The organism is Escherichia sp. WS338, assembly GCF_046486405.1.
Classification (GTDB): Bacteria; Pseudomonadota; Gammaproteobacteria; order Enterobacterales; family Enterobacteriaceae; genus Escherichia; species Escherichia coli.
On the sequence record NZ_JBJQLL010000004.1, the window covers coordinates 114,240 to 127,421 of the forward strand.

At 54.4% G+C, this 13,182-nt stretch carries 14 protein-coding genes; 3 read left to right on the forward strand and 11 right to left on the reverse strand.

Features of this window, described 5'->3' with window-relative positions:
- The first annotated feature begins 2 nt into the window (after positions 1–2).
- Complete coding sequence (pbp4b, locus tag ACJHWT_RS04725; protein ID WP_001317977.1) at positions 3–1,304, forward strand: penicillin binding protein PBP4B; 1,302 nt, start codon at positions 3–5, stop codon at positions 1,302–1,304.
- A 57-nt stretch (positions 1,305–1,361) separates the two neighbouring features.
- Here pbp4b and yfeX read toward each other — a convergent pair whose 3' ends face one another.
- The 4 genes from yfeX to ACJHWT_RS04745 all read right to left on the reverse strand — a co-directional run bounded on the left by yfeX (position 1,362) and on the right by ACJHWT_RS04745 (position 3,854).
- Positions 1,362–2,261: a porphyrinogen peroxidase gene (gene yfeX / locus ACJHWT_RS04730; protein WP_000084590.1), complete on the reverse strand. Its 900-nt coding sequence runs from the start codon at positions 2,259–2,261 to the stop codon at positions 1,362–1,364.
- 95 nt (positions 2,262–2,356) lie between these two features.
- A complete protein-coding gene (locus ACJHWT_RS04735) occupies positions 2,357–2,932 on the reverse strand; it encodes an RpoE-regulated lipoprotein (RefSeq protein WP_000838945.1) in 576 nt (191 codons plus the stop codon).
- Between the two features lie 60 nt (positions 2,933–2,992).
- Entirely contained in the window at positions 2,993–3,442 is a 450-nt protein-coding gene (locus ACJHWT_RS04740; protein ID WP_001296281.1) for a DUF2919 domain-containing protein, read from the reverse strand.
- Positions 3,429–3,854 carry a GNAT family acetyltransferase gene (locus ACJHWT_RS04745; protein ID WP_000406000.1) on the reverse strand — a complete coding sequence of 142 codons (426 nt, stop codon included), beginning with the start codon at positions 3,852–3,854 and terminating at the stop codon, positions 3,429–3,431. The genes ACJHWT_RS04740 and ACJHWT_RS04745 overlap by 14 nt, the downstream gene beginning before the upstream one ends.
- 213 nt (positions 3,855–4,067) lie before the next feature.
- On the opposite strand from ACJHWT_RS04745, the gene amiA reads away from it, so the two are divergent.
- Positions 4,068–4,937 (forward strand): N-acetylmuramoyl-L-alanine amidase AmiA, encoded by an 870-nt coding sequence (gene amiA, locus ACJHWT_RS04750; protein WP_000102892.1) that lies wholly within the window; start codon positions 4,068–4,070, stop codon positions 4,935–4,937.
- Positions 4,938–4,940: 3 nt separating this feature from the next.
- Positions 4,941–5,840 (forward strand): oxygen-dependent coproporphyrinogen oxidase, encoded by a 900-nt coding sequence (gene hemF, locus ACJHWT_RS04755; RefSeq protein ID WP_001298446.1) that lies wholly within the window; start codon positions 4,941–4,943, stop codon positions 5,838–5,840.
- A 5-nt stretch (positions 5,841–5,845) separates the two neighbouring features.
- On the opposite strand, the gene eutR is transcribed toward hemF, so the two are convergent.
- Genes eutR through eutH form a run of 7 tightly spaced genes read right to left on the reverse strand, consistent with a single transcriptional unit; the run spans position 5,846 to position 13,033 of the window.
- Positions 5,846–6,898 (reverse strand): HTH-type transcriptional regulator EutR, encoded by a 1,053-nt coding sequence (gene eutR / locus ACJHWT_RS04760; RefSeq protein ID WP_000753706.1) that lies wholly within the window; start codon positions 6,896–6,898, stop codon positions 5,846–5,848.
- A gap of 45 nt (positions 6,899–6,943) precedes the next feature.
- The gene (gene eutK, locus ACJHWT_RS04765; protein ID WP_001295463.1) at positions 6,944–7,444 is read right to left on the reverse strand and encodes an ethanolamine utilization microcompartment protein EutK; all 501 of its coding nucleotides are present in this window, start codon (positions 7,442–7,444) and stop codon (positions 6,944–6,946) included.
- 12 nt (positions 7,445–7,456) lie between these two features.
- Complete coding sequence (gene eutL / locus ACJHWT_RS04770; RefSeq protein WP_001111038.1) at positions 7,457–8,116, reverse strand: ethanolamine utilization microcompartment protein EutL; 660 nt, start codon at positions 8,114–8,116, stop codon at positions 7,457–7,459.
- A gap of 9 nt (positions 8,117–8,125) precedes the next feature.
- Complete coding sequence (gene eutC / locus ACJHWT_RS04775; RefSeq protein WP_000372316.1) at positions 8,126–9,013, reverse strand: ethanolamine ammonia-lyase subunit beta; 888 nt, start codon at positions 9,011–9,013, stop codon at positions 8,126–8,128.
- A gap of 20 nt (positions 9,014–9,033) precedes the next feature.
- Positions 9,034–10,395 (reverse strand): ethanolamine ammonia-lyase subunit alpha, encoded by a 1,362-nt coding sequence (gene eutB / locus ACJHWT_RS04780; protein ID WP_000769970.1) that lies wholly within the window; start codon positions 10,393–10,395, stop codon positions 9,034–9,036.
- A gap of 11 nt (positions 10,396–10,406) precedes the next feature.
- The gene (gene eutA / locus ACJHWT_RS04785) at positions 10,407–11,810 is read right to left on the reverse strand and encodes an ethanolamine ammonia-lyase reactivating factor EutA (RefSeq protein WP_001097496.1); all 1,404 of its coding nucleotides are present in this window, start codon (positions 11,808–11,810) and stop codon (positions 10,407–10,409) included.
- Positions 11,807–13,033: an ethanolamine utilization protein EutH gene (gene eutH, locus ACJHWT_RS04790; RefSeq protein WP_000512386.1), complete on the reverse strand. Its 1,227-nt coding sequence runs from the start codon at positions 13,031–13,033 to the stop codon at positions 11,807–11,809. Before eutH ends, eutA begins: the two co-directional genes overlap by 4 nt.
- Positions 13,034–13,182: the final 149 nt, after the last annotated feature.

The following is a 13,182-nucleotide window of genomic DNA, read 5'->3' on the forward strand; positions in this document are numbered from 1 at the left end:
ATATGAAACGGACAATGCTCTATCTTTCTCTGCTGGCTGTTAGTTGTAGCGTCAGCGCCGCAAAATACCCTGTACTGACAGAAAGTTCGCCAGAGAAAGCAGGGTTCAACGTCGAACGGCTTAACCAGATGGATCGCTGGATTAGCCAGCAAGTGGACGCCGGTTATCCCGGCGTAAACCTGCTGATTATAAAAGATAATCAGATTGTGTATCGCAAAGCCTGGGGAGCGGCGAAAAAGTACGATGGCAGCGTATTGATGGAACAGCCTGTCAAAGCCACCACCGGGACGCTGTATGACCTGGCTTCCAATACCAAGATGTACGCCACTAACTTTGCTCTGCAAAAGCTAATGAGCGAAGGCAAGCTGCATCCTGACGATCGGATTGCGAAATATATTCCGGGATTTGCCGATAGTCCAAATGACACCATCAAAGGCAAAAACACGCTGCGGATTTCTGACCTGCTGCATCACAGCGGCGGTTTCCCGGCAGATCCGCAATACCCGAATAAAGCGGTCGCGGGCGCGTTATATTCCCAGGATAAAGGCCAGACGCTGGAGATGATCAAGCGCACGCCGCTGGAGTATCAGCCCGGCAGCAAGCATATCTACAGCGATGTCGATTATATGCTGCTTGGATTTATCGTCGAGTCGATTACCGGTCAGCCACTTGACCGCTATGTTGAAGAGTCGATTTATCGCCCGCTCGGCCTGACGCACACGGTATTTAATCCACTGCTGAAAGGCTTTAAACCACAGCAAATTGCCGCCACGGAACTCAACGGCAATACCCGCGATGGCGTGATTCACTTCCCGAATATCCGCACCTCCACTCTCTGGGGTCAGGTGCACGATGAAAAAGCATTCTATTCGATGGGCGGCGTTTCCGGGCACGCAGGTTTGTTTTCCAATACCGGCGATATTGCGGTGTTAATGCAAACGATGCTGAACGGCGGCGGCTATGGCGATGTGCAGCTGTTCAATGCAGAAACGGTGAAGATGTTCACCACCAGCTCTAAGGAAGATGCCACTTTTGGCCTTGGCTGGCGCGTGAATGGTAATGCCACCATGACGCCGACGTTTGGCACGCTGGCAAGCCCGCAAACCTACGGTCACACTGGCTGGACCGGGACGGTGACCGTTATCGATCCGGTGAATCATATGGCGATTGTGATGTTAAGCAACAAGCCACATTCGCCAGTTGCCGATCCACAAAAAAATCCCAATATGTTCGAAAGCGGTCAGCTACCGATTGCAACTTATGGTTGGGTAGTTGATCAGGTGTATGCGGCGTTAAAGCAGTAATAAAAAGGCCAGTCAGTTGTGATACTGGCTGGCCTTAAATCATCGAATCAGAAACGATTACAACGCCATCAACTTGTCCAGCGACGGCGCGAAGTAATAGCCGCCAGTGACCGGTTTGGTGAAACGCAACATCGCATCACGTTTGCCATCGGTATCGCCAAACATGCTCAGCAGTTGCTGCTCAATGTTATGCAGACGCGCGCAGTAGGCGCAGAAGTACAGACCGTGAGTGCCACTGGCGGTGCCGTACGGCAGGCTCTGGCGAACAATCTTCAGCCCTTTGCCATCTTCTTTCAGATCAACGCGGGTCAGGTGAGAGGTTTCCGGACGTTCGTCGCCGTCAATCTCTTCGTTGGCCTCTTTGGTGCGCCCGATCATCATCTCCTGATCGTGAACGCTCATCCGGTTGAGCTGCTTGAGGTTGTGCTCCCAACGCTGCACAAACACATAGCTGCCGCCTGCATCCACGCCGTCTTTGATAACCGCCACTTCGCGGCGCGTCTCTTCACCCGCCGGGTTTTCAGTACCGTCAACGAAGCCGCTCAGGTCACGCTCTTCAACCCAACGGAAGCCGTGGATCTCTTCTTTCACTTCAATGCAGTCACCAAAGGCTTCCATCGCCGCCTGAGCGACAGAGAAGTTTACGTCGTGACGCAGAGAAAGAATGTGGATCAACACATCGAACTGGGTCGTCGGCGCAAGGCCTTTACCGTAGCCCGGAAAATCTTTCAGCTCTTCGGCCCCAACGCCGCCGCTCAGAGCGCGCCAGGTGTTGTTACCAAAGGCAACCACCGCACCAAGATGCGCATCCGGGAATTTCGCTTCAAAAGTTGCCAGTTTATCGGCAAATGTTTTACTGGCCGCACGCAGGGCGTCAACTTCCCCTTTCACGTTGGCTTCGATCCAAATCGCCGCGCGGCAATGTTCTGGCAAAATGCCACTCTGAACCTGAGACATTGTTCCTCCTGAAAATAAGAATGCCACGCAATCCGTGGCATTGTTGGGCGCTATTTTACGTGTTTTTTCGCGGCGGCGGTTTGTTCAGACGCAAATTAACGCCGCCAGATAATTTTACTGACTTTCCAGTTTTTCAGGGTATCGTCTGAAGGCATTAACCCTTCAGGACCACTCCATTCCCCGCTGAACTGGTAGCTAATATGTTGACTGCCTTCGGCTTTACATTCGACGGCACGATTATCATCACCATCAGCTTTTTGGCAATTGCCAAATGCTTTGCTGTAAAGGTCGCTAAACGGTGTACCGATTTTAACACCGGTGTCAGCAGGAATATCGCTATCCAGCACATCAATGCGGCTGATCGTACCCTGATCGCCGTTAATCACCATCGCCACGTTGTCGCCTTTCATCACTTCAAAAAAGCGCACCACGTTGCCGTTCGCGGTTTTCATTCCGCTGCGCAGGCGATAATCGCCATCAAGCGCATCGGCAATGGCTTGTTCTTGCAGTGGTGTGGACGCCGTTAATTCACCAACGCCCTGCTCGCTCACTTTGGTGGACGACCCAAACCAGTTCCACGGGTTAGCGGCAGACCAGTTAACTGACGACATCGTGGAACAGCCGGTCAGCATCAACGGCATAGCGCATAACATTAAACGCAGCGATTTCATGTCACTTCCTTTGGTTATTCAATAACGTTGCTTGGAGTGCAAATTCACCAAAAAGTGCCGTTATTCTTTTTCTTCATTAAAACAAGCGCGTAAACGTCGATTGGTCAGCAGCCAGATTAACGCCACAATATCCGCCACTACCAGCGCCAGCCCGATACCGCTAACGGATTCACCGTTCAGCCACAGCCACGGTTGCCAGCAAAGTAAAACCACCTGCGCCAACAGCAACAGAAAATAGAGCACATGCCAGATACGGGGAAATGAAGCCCGCCGACCACTCAGCAAAAACGCCAGCACCGCCGGAATGCCGGGAATCAACCCCAGCCAGAAATTATCGTGATCGGGATAAAACAGATTTAGCAGCGCAGTACCCTGCTCGCGCGACGCACCAGCAATGACAAACAGCACCCAGGTTCGCGCCTGAAGCAATAGCACAAGCCAGAAGAGCAAGGGTAAACGCAGGCGACCGTGCGCATCATAATGGACAGGATGAAACTCAGTACTCTTCATCTTCAATCAAACGCTTACCCAGACTCAGCACGTCGGCGTGTTCATATCCCAGGCGTTCATACATTCCGAGCACCATGTCGTTATCTTCCGGCACGTTGATCTGAATTTTCGGACAGCCGCGAGCAATCAGCTTTTTCTCCAGCCGATTAAGCAACGCATTAGCAATCCCACGCCCACGAAACTCTGGATGCACGCCAAGATAATAAGCAGACCCGCGATGCCCGTCATAACCGCCCATCACCGTTCCGACCACTTCACCGTTTACCTCAGCGACCAGAAACAAACTGACGTCATGGTTCATCTTACGCTCGATGTCCATTTCCGGATCGTTCCACGGACGCAGCAAGTCGCAACGCTCCCAAAGGGTGATGACCTCTTCGAAATCTTCCTGGCGAAATACGCGTATCTCCATGGTATTCGTTACCTTTTTGCGGGTTAAAAGGCTGATTATGGCGTGAACGGTCGAATTAGCCAATATCTGACGAAAATCGGTTGAAAAAGTGGCATAATGGGGAGTTGTCAACTATTGAAATGAAAAGTAAAACAATTCTCAACAGCAAACGGTCGTAACGGATTACGCGATACGATATAACATCTGGAACTTTATTATTACAACTCAGGCCGTATGAGCACTTTTAAACCACTAAAAACACTCACTTCGCGCCGCCAGGTGCTGAAAGCCGGTTTGGCTGCCCTGACGTTGTCAGGAATGTCGCAAGCCATCGCCAAAGACGAACCTTTAAAAACCAGCAACGGACACAGCAAGCCGAAAGCCAAAAAATCTGGCGGCAAACGTGTCGTTGTTCTCGATCCAGGCCACGGCGGGATTGATACCGGAGCGATCGGGCGCAACGGTTCGAAAGAAAAACATGTGGTGCTGGCGATTGCTAAAAACGTCCGTTCCATTTTGCGTAATCATGGGATTGATGCGCGTTTAACGCGTTCTGGCGATACGTTTATCCCACTTTACGATCGCGTTGAAATCGCCCATAAACATGGCGCAGATCTGTTTATGTCAATTCATGCCGATGGCTTTACCAACCCGAAAGCTGCCGGTGCTTCGGTATTTGCCCTCTCTAACCGTGGGGCAAGTAGCGCAATGGCGAAATACCTGTCTGAACGCGAAAACCGCGCCGATGAAGTTGCCGGTAAAAAGGCGACTGACAAGGATCACCTATTGCAGCAAGTGCTGTTTGATCTGGTGCAAACCGATACTATTAAAAACAGCCTGACGCTCGGCTCGCATATTCTGAAGAAGATTAAGCCGGTGCATAAACTGCACAGCCGCAACACCGAACAAGCCGCGTTTGTGGTGTTGAAATCGCCGTCGGTTCCTTCGGTGCTGGTGGAAACCTCGTTTATCACCAACCCGGAAGAAGAGCGGCTGTTAGGCACGGCAGCATTTCGCCAGAAAATCGCCACAGCGATTGCCGAAGGCGTGATCAGTTATTTCCACTGGTTTGACAACCAGAAAGCACACTCGAGAAAGCGGTAAGTGATGAAACCCGACGCACACCAGGTTAAACAGTTCCTGCTCAACCTTCAGGATACGATTTGTCAGCAGTTGAGCGCCGTCGATGGCGCAGAATTTGTCGAAGATAGCTGGCAGCGCGAAGCTGGCGGCGGCGGGCGTAGTCGGGTTTTGCGTAATGGTGGTGTTTTCGAACAGGCAGGCGTCAACTTTTCACATGTCCACGGTGAGGCGATGCCTGCTTCCGCCACCGCTCATCGTCCGGAACTTGCCGGGCGCAGTTTCGAGGCGATGGGCGTTTCACTGGTAGTGCATCCGCATAATCCGTATGTCCCCACCAGCCACGCGAATGTGCGCTTTTTTATTGCCGAAAAGCCGGGTGCAGAGCCCGTCTGGTGGTTTGGCGGCGGCTTCGATTTAACCCCTTTCTATGGTTTTGAAGAAGACGCCATTCACTGGCACCGCACCGCCCGTGACCTGTGCCTGCCATTTGGCGAAGACGTTTATCCGCGTTACAAAAAATGGTGCGACGAATACTTCTACCTCAAACATCGTAACGAACAGCGCGGCATTGGCGGGCTGTTCTTTGATGATCTGAACACGCCAGATTTCGACCACTGTTTTGCCTTTATGCAGGCGGTAGGCAAAGGCTACACCGACGCTTATTTACCAATTGTAGAACGACGAAAAGCGATGGCCTACGGCGAGCGCGAGCGCAATTTTCAGCTCTACCGTCGCGGTCGTTATGTCGAGTTCAATCTGGTCTGGGATCGCGGCACGCTGTTTGGCCTGCAAACTGGCGGGCGCACCGAGTCGATCCTGATGTCAATGCCGCCACTGGTACGCTGGGAGTATGATTATCAGCCAAAAGATGGCAGCCCGGAAGCGGCTTTAAGTGAGTTTATTAAGGTCAGGGATTGGGTGTAACTCCCTCACCCCCACTCTCGCATCCGCTGATGCAGCGTCAGTGACGGCTTCTCGGCAAACAGTTGCTGATAATCCGTGGCAAATTGCCCAAGATGCCAGAATCCCCACTGCATGGCGGCGTATTTTACCGTTGTGCTTTGTGACCACGGACTTATGAGTTCGCGGCGCACGGCGTTCAGGCGAATACGTTTCAGCCACGCGTTCGGACCAATGCCCAAAATGGCGTGAAACGCGTTTTGTAGCGTGCGGCGGCTGACATGCAGTTGATTACACAAGTCCAGCACCGTCACCGGTTCGGACATGTTTTCCAGCACATATTCACGGGCGCGGGAAAGCAATCGACGGTAACTCTGATGACTGATGCTTTCCGCCGTCATCATCGGCTGCGCTTCTTCCAGCATCGCCCCCATCGCCATTAGCAAATTATCCCCCAGCACTTTTCGCACTGCAGGCTGATGGAGATTTTCCGGGTTCTCGCAAAACGTCGCCAGCGCCTGTTGGACAAAGCCCCACAGCGCGGCTTTATGCTGCTCTTTCACTTCCAACGCCGACTGGCTACGCAGCATATGTAATACCCGATCCGGATTATGCAAAAAGTTAGCCTGACGGGTGATGACATCTTCAGAAAGCACTACGCCCAGGATCGTGTAATCGTCCGGCGTACTTAATTCAAACTCGGTTCCACCAGGGCGCGTCGCTATTTCTGCGCTTCCCAGACATTGCGAACCGATAAATCCCTGCTCACCGCGCGTCGCCGGAATGCCAAACCAGAACGAGTTCGGCCAGACCAGGCACGACTGACGCAGTGCCAGACCGGTGTATTCACGAAAAACCTGAATATCATCGAGTAGAATTTCCGTAAATTCACCATGAAACTTGCCCGGATGCAGCTGATCGTAAATCTGCTGCCAGGCGGTAATTGTCAAAGCATGTTCATAGACATCCGTTGTCTGTCGTTGATGAACATTATCCACTTCGACCTTCGGCGTGAGCTTCAGGTTTTCGGGTAAGGGTTCATGATAAAGATGGTGCAAATTGGCTGTACGGGTCTTTTTCATGATGTTAATGCCGGGTGTTGTAGGACACCCGGCACCTCCGACAGGTTAATGGGGCTTGAGACGATAACGACTACTGCGTTTACGTAACGTCCCGGCAGAAAAGAGCTGTTCGAGCGCATTTCTGGCTTTTTCCAGCGGCCAGCCAAAGTGGGCAGCCACTTCTCCTGCCGTCATTCCCTGACGTACTGATGTTAACAGCGCCAACAACTCGTCAGCAGATTCCGCGACGATAACTGGCGCGTCGGGTTCCTTTACGGGTTGCTTCGGCTGGCGGTTAAAGCCAGTAACCAGCCACTGGGTGTCATCGTCTGGCCGACCGATCTCCTTACGGCTGATGACACGCCCGGTACGCATCGCGGCAGCACAACCTGCGTCCAGCGCCGCACGACACGCCGCCAGATCGCCTTCCACCACCAGCGTTAGGCGACCAGGGTCAAGCACTTCGTGACTGAGCAGACGAACGTTAGCTGCTTTGAGCATGGCATCAGCTGCATCTATCGCGGCGACCATGCCGTCCACTTCCAGCAATCCCAGTGCATTGATCATCGGCAACCTCCGTTACGCACGCTGGATTGGATTACGCGCGATTTCCAGCACTGCATCGGTAAAGGCGTTACAGGCTGCTTTACACGCGGCCTGGCTACCGGTTAAAAATGCTGCCGAGTAGTTGGTTTCAGACGGCGGCGGTACGTAGGTCACCAGTTGCACGTCGGCAGATTTCAGGGCTGCATCAATGCCATAGGTCGCTTCCAGCGGCGGTGCCACCAGATACGCCATCGGATCGCCAAGCGTGATCCCGGCGGTTGATGAGAGATAAGAACCGGTACGCGAAACTACATGTGCCAGGAAGGCTGTGTTTTCTGCGTCATTAGCCCACTGGAAAGCCGCGCCATTTTCAATATGCGCAACCATCGCATCCAGACCAGCACGCACTTCCGCCGGGTTTGGCCCACCGAGCATAATCAGCACTTCACCGGCAGTCGGTGACGGTCCGTGTGCAGCTCCCGCATACAGCGAGCGGCCATACACCACTTCGACCATCGCCTGCTTGGTCGCTTCGTCAGCCGCAATGTAGGTGACGTCATCGGAATCAGCAGAAATCAGCCCAAGGCTACGAATATGCGGCGGCAATTTCAGTTCACGCGCAAATTCGGCGTTAACAGAGGCAATCACCCGCATGGCGGTGACCGACGGTCGAATCAAATCTAAAGCTGGCATGATGCCTCCTTATCGGGTCATGTTGATGCCGGATGCTTTCTGCTCCAGCATACGTTTCGCCAAATCCACAATGACGGCTGCGGCTTCAACCGGCGGCGTGCCGCCCTGGTGAATGTTAGAGATGCAGGTGCGATCGGCCTCAACGGTGGTCGCCATACGCGGCGAGTAAACGGCGTAGCAGGAGAGACTTTCTGACTGCCCTAATCCCGGGCGTTCCCCCACCAGCAGGATCACCACTTTCGCGCCGAGGATCTCACCGATCTGATCTTCAATCTTCACGCGACCATAACGAACAAAGAATGGAGTACCGACTTTCAGCCCGGCCTGTTTCAGGCCCGCCATCAGCGGTGGCAGGATCTCTTCGTAGTTCACGGTGATCGCATCAGTTGACAGGCCATCAGAAATAACGACCTGCACGTCCGGATTAGCAACACACTGTGCTTTCAGCGCTTCAACAGCTTCTGCACACAGGCGGCGGCCCATATCCGGGCGAGTCAGATAGAGATTTTTGTCGCTGATTTCGGAGCGGACTTCCAGCAAGCCCTGCGCTTTCACCCACTCTTCCGGTACTTCTTTCAGTACGGTATCTTTCGAACGAGAGTGATCGGCCAGGAAACGCAGCAACGCCTGGGTACGCGGACGCGGACCGGCACGACCGGTACAAACGCGGGCCACGGTGCTGCGACGCAGTTCTGTTAATACGTCCGCGCGATGTGGGTTTTCCACACCAATCCACGCTTTTGCTTCCGCAGAACCTAAATCCAGCGCGCAGCTTTCCGAGGTCACCGGTGCCGCACAGTTGGTGGTGGCGCACTTTGCTTCTGACGGCGCGGGGGCCGCTTGTCCCATTGACGCCATCACGCTGCGTACAATTTCTTCAATCTGTTTTTGATCCATGATGTGTTATCTCCGCGTCATCAGAAGAACAGTGACGGATCGCCCGCCCGTTTGGTCAGGCGACCGTTTGCCATAATGCCCATGCTTTCCAGCCAGCGTTCAAACTCCGGTGACGGACGCAGATTCAGTAACTGACGCACAGTGGCAGTGTCGTGGAATGCCGTGGTCTGATAGTTGAGCATGATGTCATCGCCCAGCGGCATCCCCATGATGTAGTTGCAGCCTGCGGTGGCGAGCAGGATCATGAGGTTTTCGTTGAGGTTCTGGTCAGCGTCAGCGTGGTTGGTGTAGCAGCAGTCACAGCCCATAGAGATGCCGCTCAGCTTACCCATAAAGTGATCTTCTAAGCCCGAACGGATAATCTGGCGGTCGTTGTAAAGATACTCCGGCCCAATAAAGCCGACCACGGTGTTGACGATAAACGGATCGTAATGACGCGCCAGCCCATAGTTACGTGCTTCCATCGTCACCTGGTCTGCGCCGAAGTTAGCGCCAGCGGACAGCGCAGAGCCTTGTCCGGTTTCGAAGTAGAGGCAGTTTTCCCCGGCGATACGGTTGAACTCCGCGCCCACTGCGCGTGCTTCATCGAGCATCGCCAGCTCCACGCCAAATTCTTTCAGCCCTTTTTCGCTGCCGCAGATACTCTGGAAAATCAGCCCGCCTGGTGCGCCACGACGGATCGCTTCAATCTGGGTGGTGACGTGCGCCAGCACGCAGCCCTGGGTCGGAATGTTGAATTTGTCGATCACGCCGTAAATGGTGTCCAACACGCGGCTTAAGTTTTCCACATCGTCAGTCACCGGGTTAACGCCGATCACCGCATCGCCCACCCCGAAGGAAAGCCCTTCGTAGATTTGCGCGGCGATACTTTGCACGTCGTCACGGGTATCGTTCGGCTGCAAACGGGCGCTAAAGGTGCCCGGAATACCGATGGTGGTATTGGCCTTTTTGATCACCGGCATTTTCTTCGCGCCGTAGATCAGGTCCGCGTTGGAGCAAATCTTCGCTACCGCCGCCACCACTTCCGAGGTCAGCCCTTTGCGGGTAAAGGCAATGTCGTCCACGCTGGTTTCATCGCTCAGGACGTATTCACGCAGTTCGCTGATGCTCCAGTTTTTAATCTGGTTGTAGGCCGTTTCGTTAACGTCGTCCTGAATCAGCCGCGTCACGCAGTCATCTTCATAGGCAATCACCGGATTATTGCGGATGTCCGCTACGGTCATTTCCGACAACACCTGCTTTGCCGCCACGCGCTCCTGTGAGCTTGCCGCTGCAACGCCCGCCAGCACATCCCCCGAACGCAGTTCGTTGGCTTTAGCCAGCACCTCTTTTACATCCTTAAACTGATATACATTGCCGAACAATGTGGTCTTTAGTTTCATAAGTCGTTCCCTCAGGAAGGAAATGCGAGTGATTTCACCGTCACCGGCACAACCGATCCGCCAAAAAGAGGCGTACCAATGTCGATATAGTCCCCCGCGCGGACAATCACTTCGTCAATGACTGCCAACGGGAGTTGTTGTAGCTGTGGGCGCAACAACATGCCCAGAGCTTTACCAAAGTCCTGCCCGGCCACCACCAGCAGGGGATGCGGATTCGGAAAACGCGCGACGAAATCGACCAGCGCGTTGATGACCGTCAGTACCGCGGCGTAACGCACAGGCAGCGAGGCGGGAAGCGCCAGCACGTACGCGTCAGTTTTGGGGCAAAGATCCAGCTGAATCAGCGCCTGTTGCCAGGCACTCACCAGATCCGTTTCATCAATCGGGATCGCCACCGGCAAATTGCGCAGCGGCAGTTGTACGCCCTCCAGCCAGATCGTGCTGCCAGAGAGTGAAAGGGTATGTGCACCCGCACCAATCACCGTGGCGCGCACGGTTTGCGCCGGAAACTGCACGTTCATCTCACGCAGGCGCGGATGGTCATGCAGCGCCGTTGCCAGAAGCGGGCCGATATCGGCAAAACAGAACGGGTCGGCGGGCTGGTGGCGATAACATTCGCCCACGCCGCCAGAAAGCGTAATGATTTCGGGCGTAACACCTGCGGGCAGCAAACCGGTTTGCATTAATGCCTGCGCGAGCGGCGAGAGCGTTCCGTCAATCACTTCGACAATCAGCTCTGCCATCCGCCGGGTAACCTGCACCAGCTGCGCGCCGGTCAGCGAACGGGCGTCAGTGCCTGCACCGAAGCACTCATCCACTATCATCTGCCCCGGTTTATGAGCGTAAACCACGCGCCCCTGGCTGTCGGTTTCCAGCAGGCGACCGCCGACATTGAGGCAGGCGGTGCCGCTGATTTTTCCGGCATCGAACAGGGCGTAGTTCGCAGTGCCACCGCCGATATCGATATTCAGTACCCGACACAGCCGTTGTTCAGAAAGGGTTTGCGCCCCGGCACCGTGACCGGCGATCACGGATTCGAGATGCGGCCCGGCGCTGGCGACGACAAAATCGCCCAGCGACTGGGAGAGCGTCATCACCGCCGGGCGAGCGTTGCGGGTTTTCGCGCTTTCACCGGTGATGATGATGGCACCAGAATCAACGCTTTCCGGCGCAATGCCCGCAGCCTGATATTGCTCGAGGATTAAGGTTTTCAGTTCCGCTTCTTTTAAACCACCCTGTTTATCGACAGGGGTAAAGAACACCGGGCTTTGCCAGCTAATTTCGCGTTTGATGAATTCGTAGCGCGGCACCTGCGACACCGCCGCACGGTTAACCAGCTCCAGGTGGGAGAAGATCACCTGGGTGGTGGTGGTGCCGATATCGATACCGACGCTCAGTAGCTGGCGAGTGTTCACGATTGTGCCTCCGCTTCGGTTTTGGCCGCGGTCGCGTCTTCTTTTGGCACCAGCATCATCGCCACGCCAATCGCCGTTACGCCGCCGATCAACTTGCCGACAATCATCGGGAAAATCATGGCGTTCATGTTGGCAGCGGCAAAGCCTAAGTGGTCACCCAGGGCGAAAGCAGCGGAAACGGCGAAGGCGCAGTTGATGACTTTGCCGCGGGTATCCATCTGCTTCATCATGCCAAACATTGGGATGTTGTTGGCAAGCGTTGCCACCATGCCGGCTGCCGCGATATTGTTCATATTCAGCACTTTACCGACGCTCATCAGCGGTTTTTCAAACCAGCGAGTCAGCAGCAGTACCATTGGATACGCCCCTAACAGAACGCAGGAGATCGAGCCGATAACTTCAATGGCGCGCATCACCTCACCGGGTTTATCGCCAGGGGCCATAAAGATAGGATCCAGACCGGGGATCAGTTCCCAGCCAAGGAGGAATTTCACTACCGCGGCAGCAAGACCGAGGGTGATCAATGCAACGAGGAATTTGGCGAAGATCTGGAAGCCGTTGATCATTTTTTCCGGGATGAATTTCAGCCCCAGCGCCACCAGCACCGCAACGATAAGTACCGGGATCATGTTCATCAGGATCAGCGCAAAGGTGAATTCCACCGGCTGACCGTTGATCTGCACACCGGAGTACATAGCAACCAGACCACCAGCAATACAGCCAATCGGAATGGTCACAATGCCCGCCAGCACGCCGAGCGCCAGATAACGACGGTCAGAAGGTTCGATAATGCCGAGCGCCACCGGAATGGAAAACACAATCGTTGGCCCCATCATCGACCCGAGAATTAACCCAGAGTATAGCCACGCTGCTACGTCACCGCCCGCCAGCTCTTTGGCGAGGAAGAAGCCGCCCATATCGCACGCCAGCAGTGTTCCGGCGAACATTGACGGGTTTGCGCCGAGCATTTCGTAAACCGGGATAATCACCGGTCCGAGAACGTGGGCCAGTACCGGTGCCAGTGCGGTCATACCGACCATCGCCAGGCCCAGAGCGCCCATTGCCATAAAGCCTTCTTCGAACTGACCGCCGGATCCTTCGATACTTTTACCGAACTTACCGAGGAAACGAGCAGAACCGCCGAACTGCGACAGGATCCTGTCTACGGCAGCTATCAGCATAAAGAACATCATGATGTACATGATGATTTCGTTAATACCCATCGCCTTTACTCCCTGTTAGTTGTTATTTATTGGCGGATGCGGCGTGAACGCCTTATCCGCCCTACATGTGCAATCCCGAAGGCCAGATAAGACGCGGCAAGCGTCGCATCCGGCAATTGCACCGCGCCACTGGCGGATGCGGCGTGAAC

Bases quoted from the DNA above. Each gene is read 5' to 3' on its own strand.
- ACJHWT_RS04745 (WP_000406000.1), bottom strand. From the start codon at position 3,854: ATGGAGATACGCGTATTTCGCCAGGAAGATTTCGAAGAGGTCATCACC.
- amiA (WP_000102892.1), top strand. From the start codon at position 4,068: ATGAGCACTTTTAAACCACTAAAAACACTCACTTCGCGCCGCCAGGTG.
- ACJHWT_RS04740 (WP_001296281.1), bottom strand. From the start codon at position 3,442: ATGAAGAGTACTGAGTTTCATCCTGTCCATTATGATGCGCACGGTCGC.
- eutC (WP_000372316.1), bottom strand. From the start codon at position 9,013: ATGGATCAAAAACAGATTGAAGAAATTGTACGCAGCGTGATGGCGTCA.
- eutR (WP_000753706.1), bottom strand. From the start codon at position 6,898: ATGAAAAAGACCCGTACAGCCAATTTGCACCATCTTTATCATGAACCC.
- ACJHWT_RS04735 (WP_000838945.1), bottom strand. From the start codon at position 2,932: ATGAAATCGCTGCGTTTAATGTTATGCGCTATGCCGTTGATGCTGACC.
- eutK (WP_001295463.1), bottom strand. From the start codon at position 7,444: ATGATCAATGCACTGGGATTGCTGGAAGTGGACGGCATGGTCGCCGCG.
- eutB (WP_000769970.1), bottom strand. From the start codon at position 10,395: ATGAAACTAAAGACCACATTGTTCGGCAATGTATATCAGTTTAAGGAT.
- pbp4b (WP_001317977.1), top strand. From the start codon at position 3: ATGAAACGGACAATGCTCTATCTTTCTCTGCTGGCTGTTAGTTGTAGC.
- hemF (WP_001298446.1), top strand. From the start codon at position 4,941: ATGAAACCCGACGCACACCAGGTTAAACAGTTCCTGCTCAACCTTCAG.
- eutH (WP_000512386.1), bottom strand. From the start codon at position 13,033: ATGGGTATTAACGAAATCATCATGTACATCATGATGTTCTTTATGCTG.
- eutL (WP_001111038.1), bottom strand. From the start codon at position 8,116: ATGCCAGCTTTAGATTTGATTCGACCGTCGGTCACCGCCATGCGGGTG.
- yfeX (WP_000084590.1), bottom strand. From the start codon at position 2,261: ATGTCTCAGGTTCAGAGTGGCATTTTGCCAGAACATTGCCGCGCGGCG.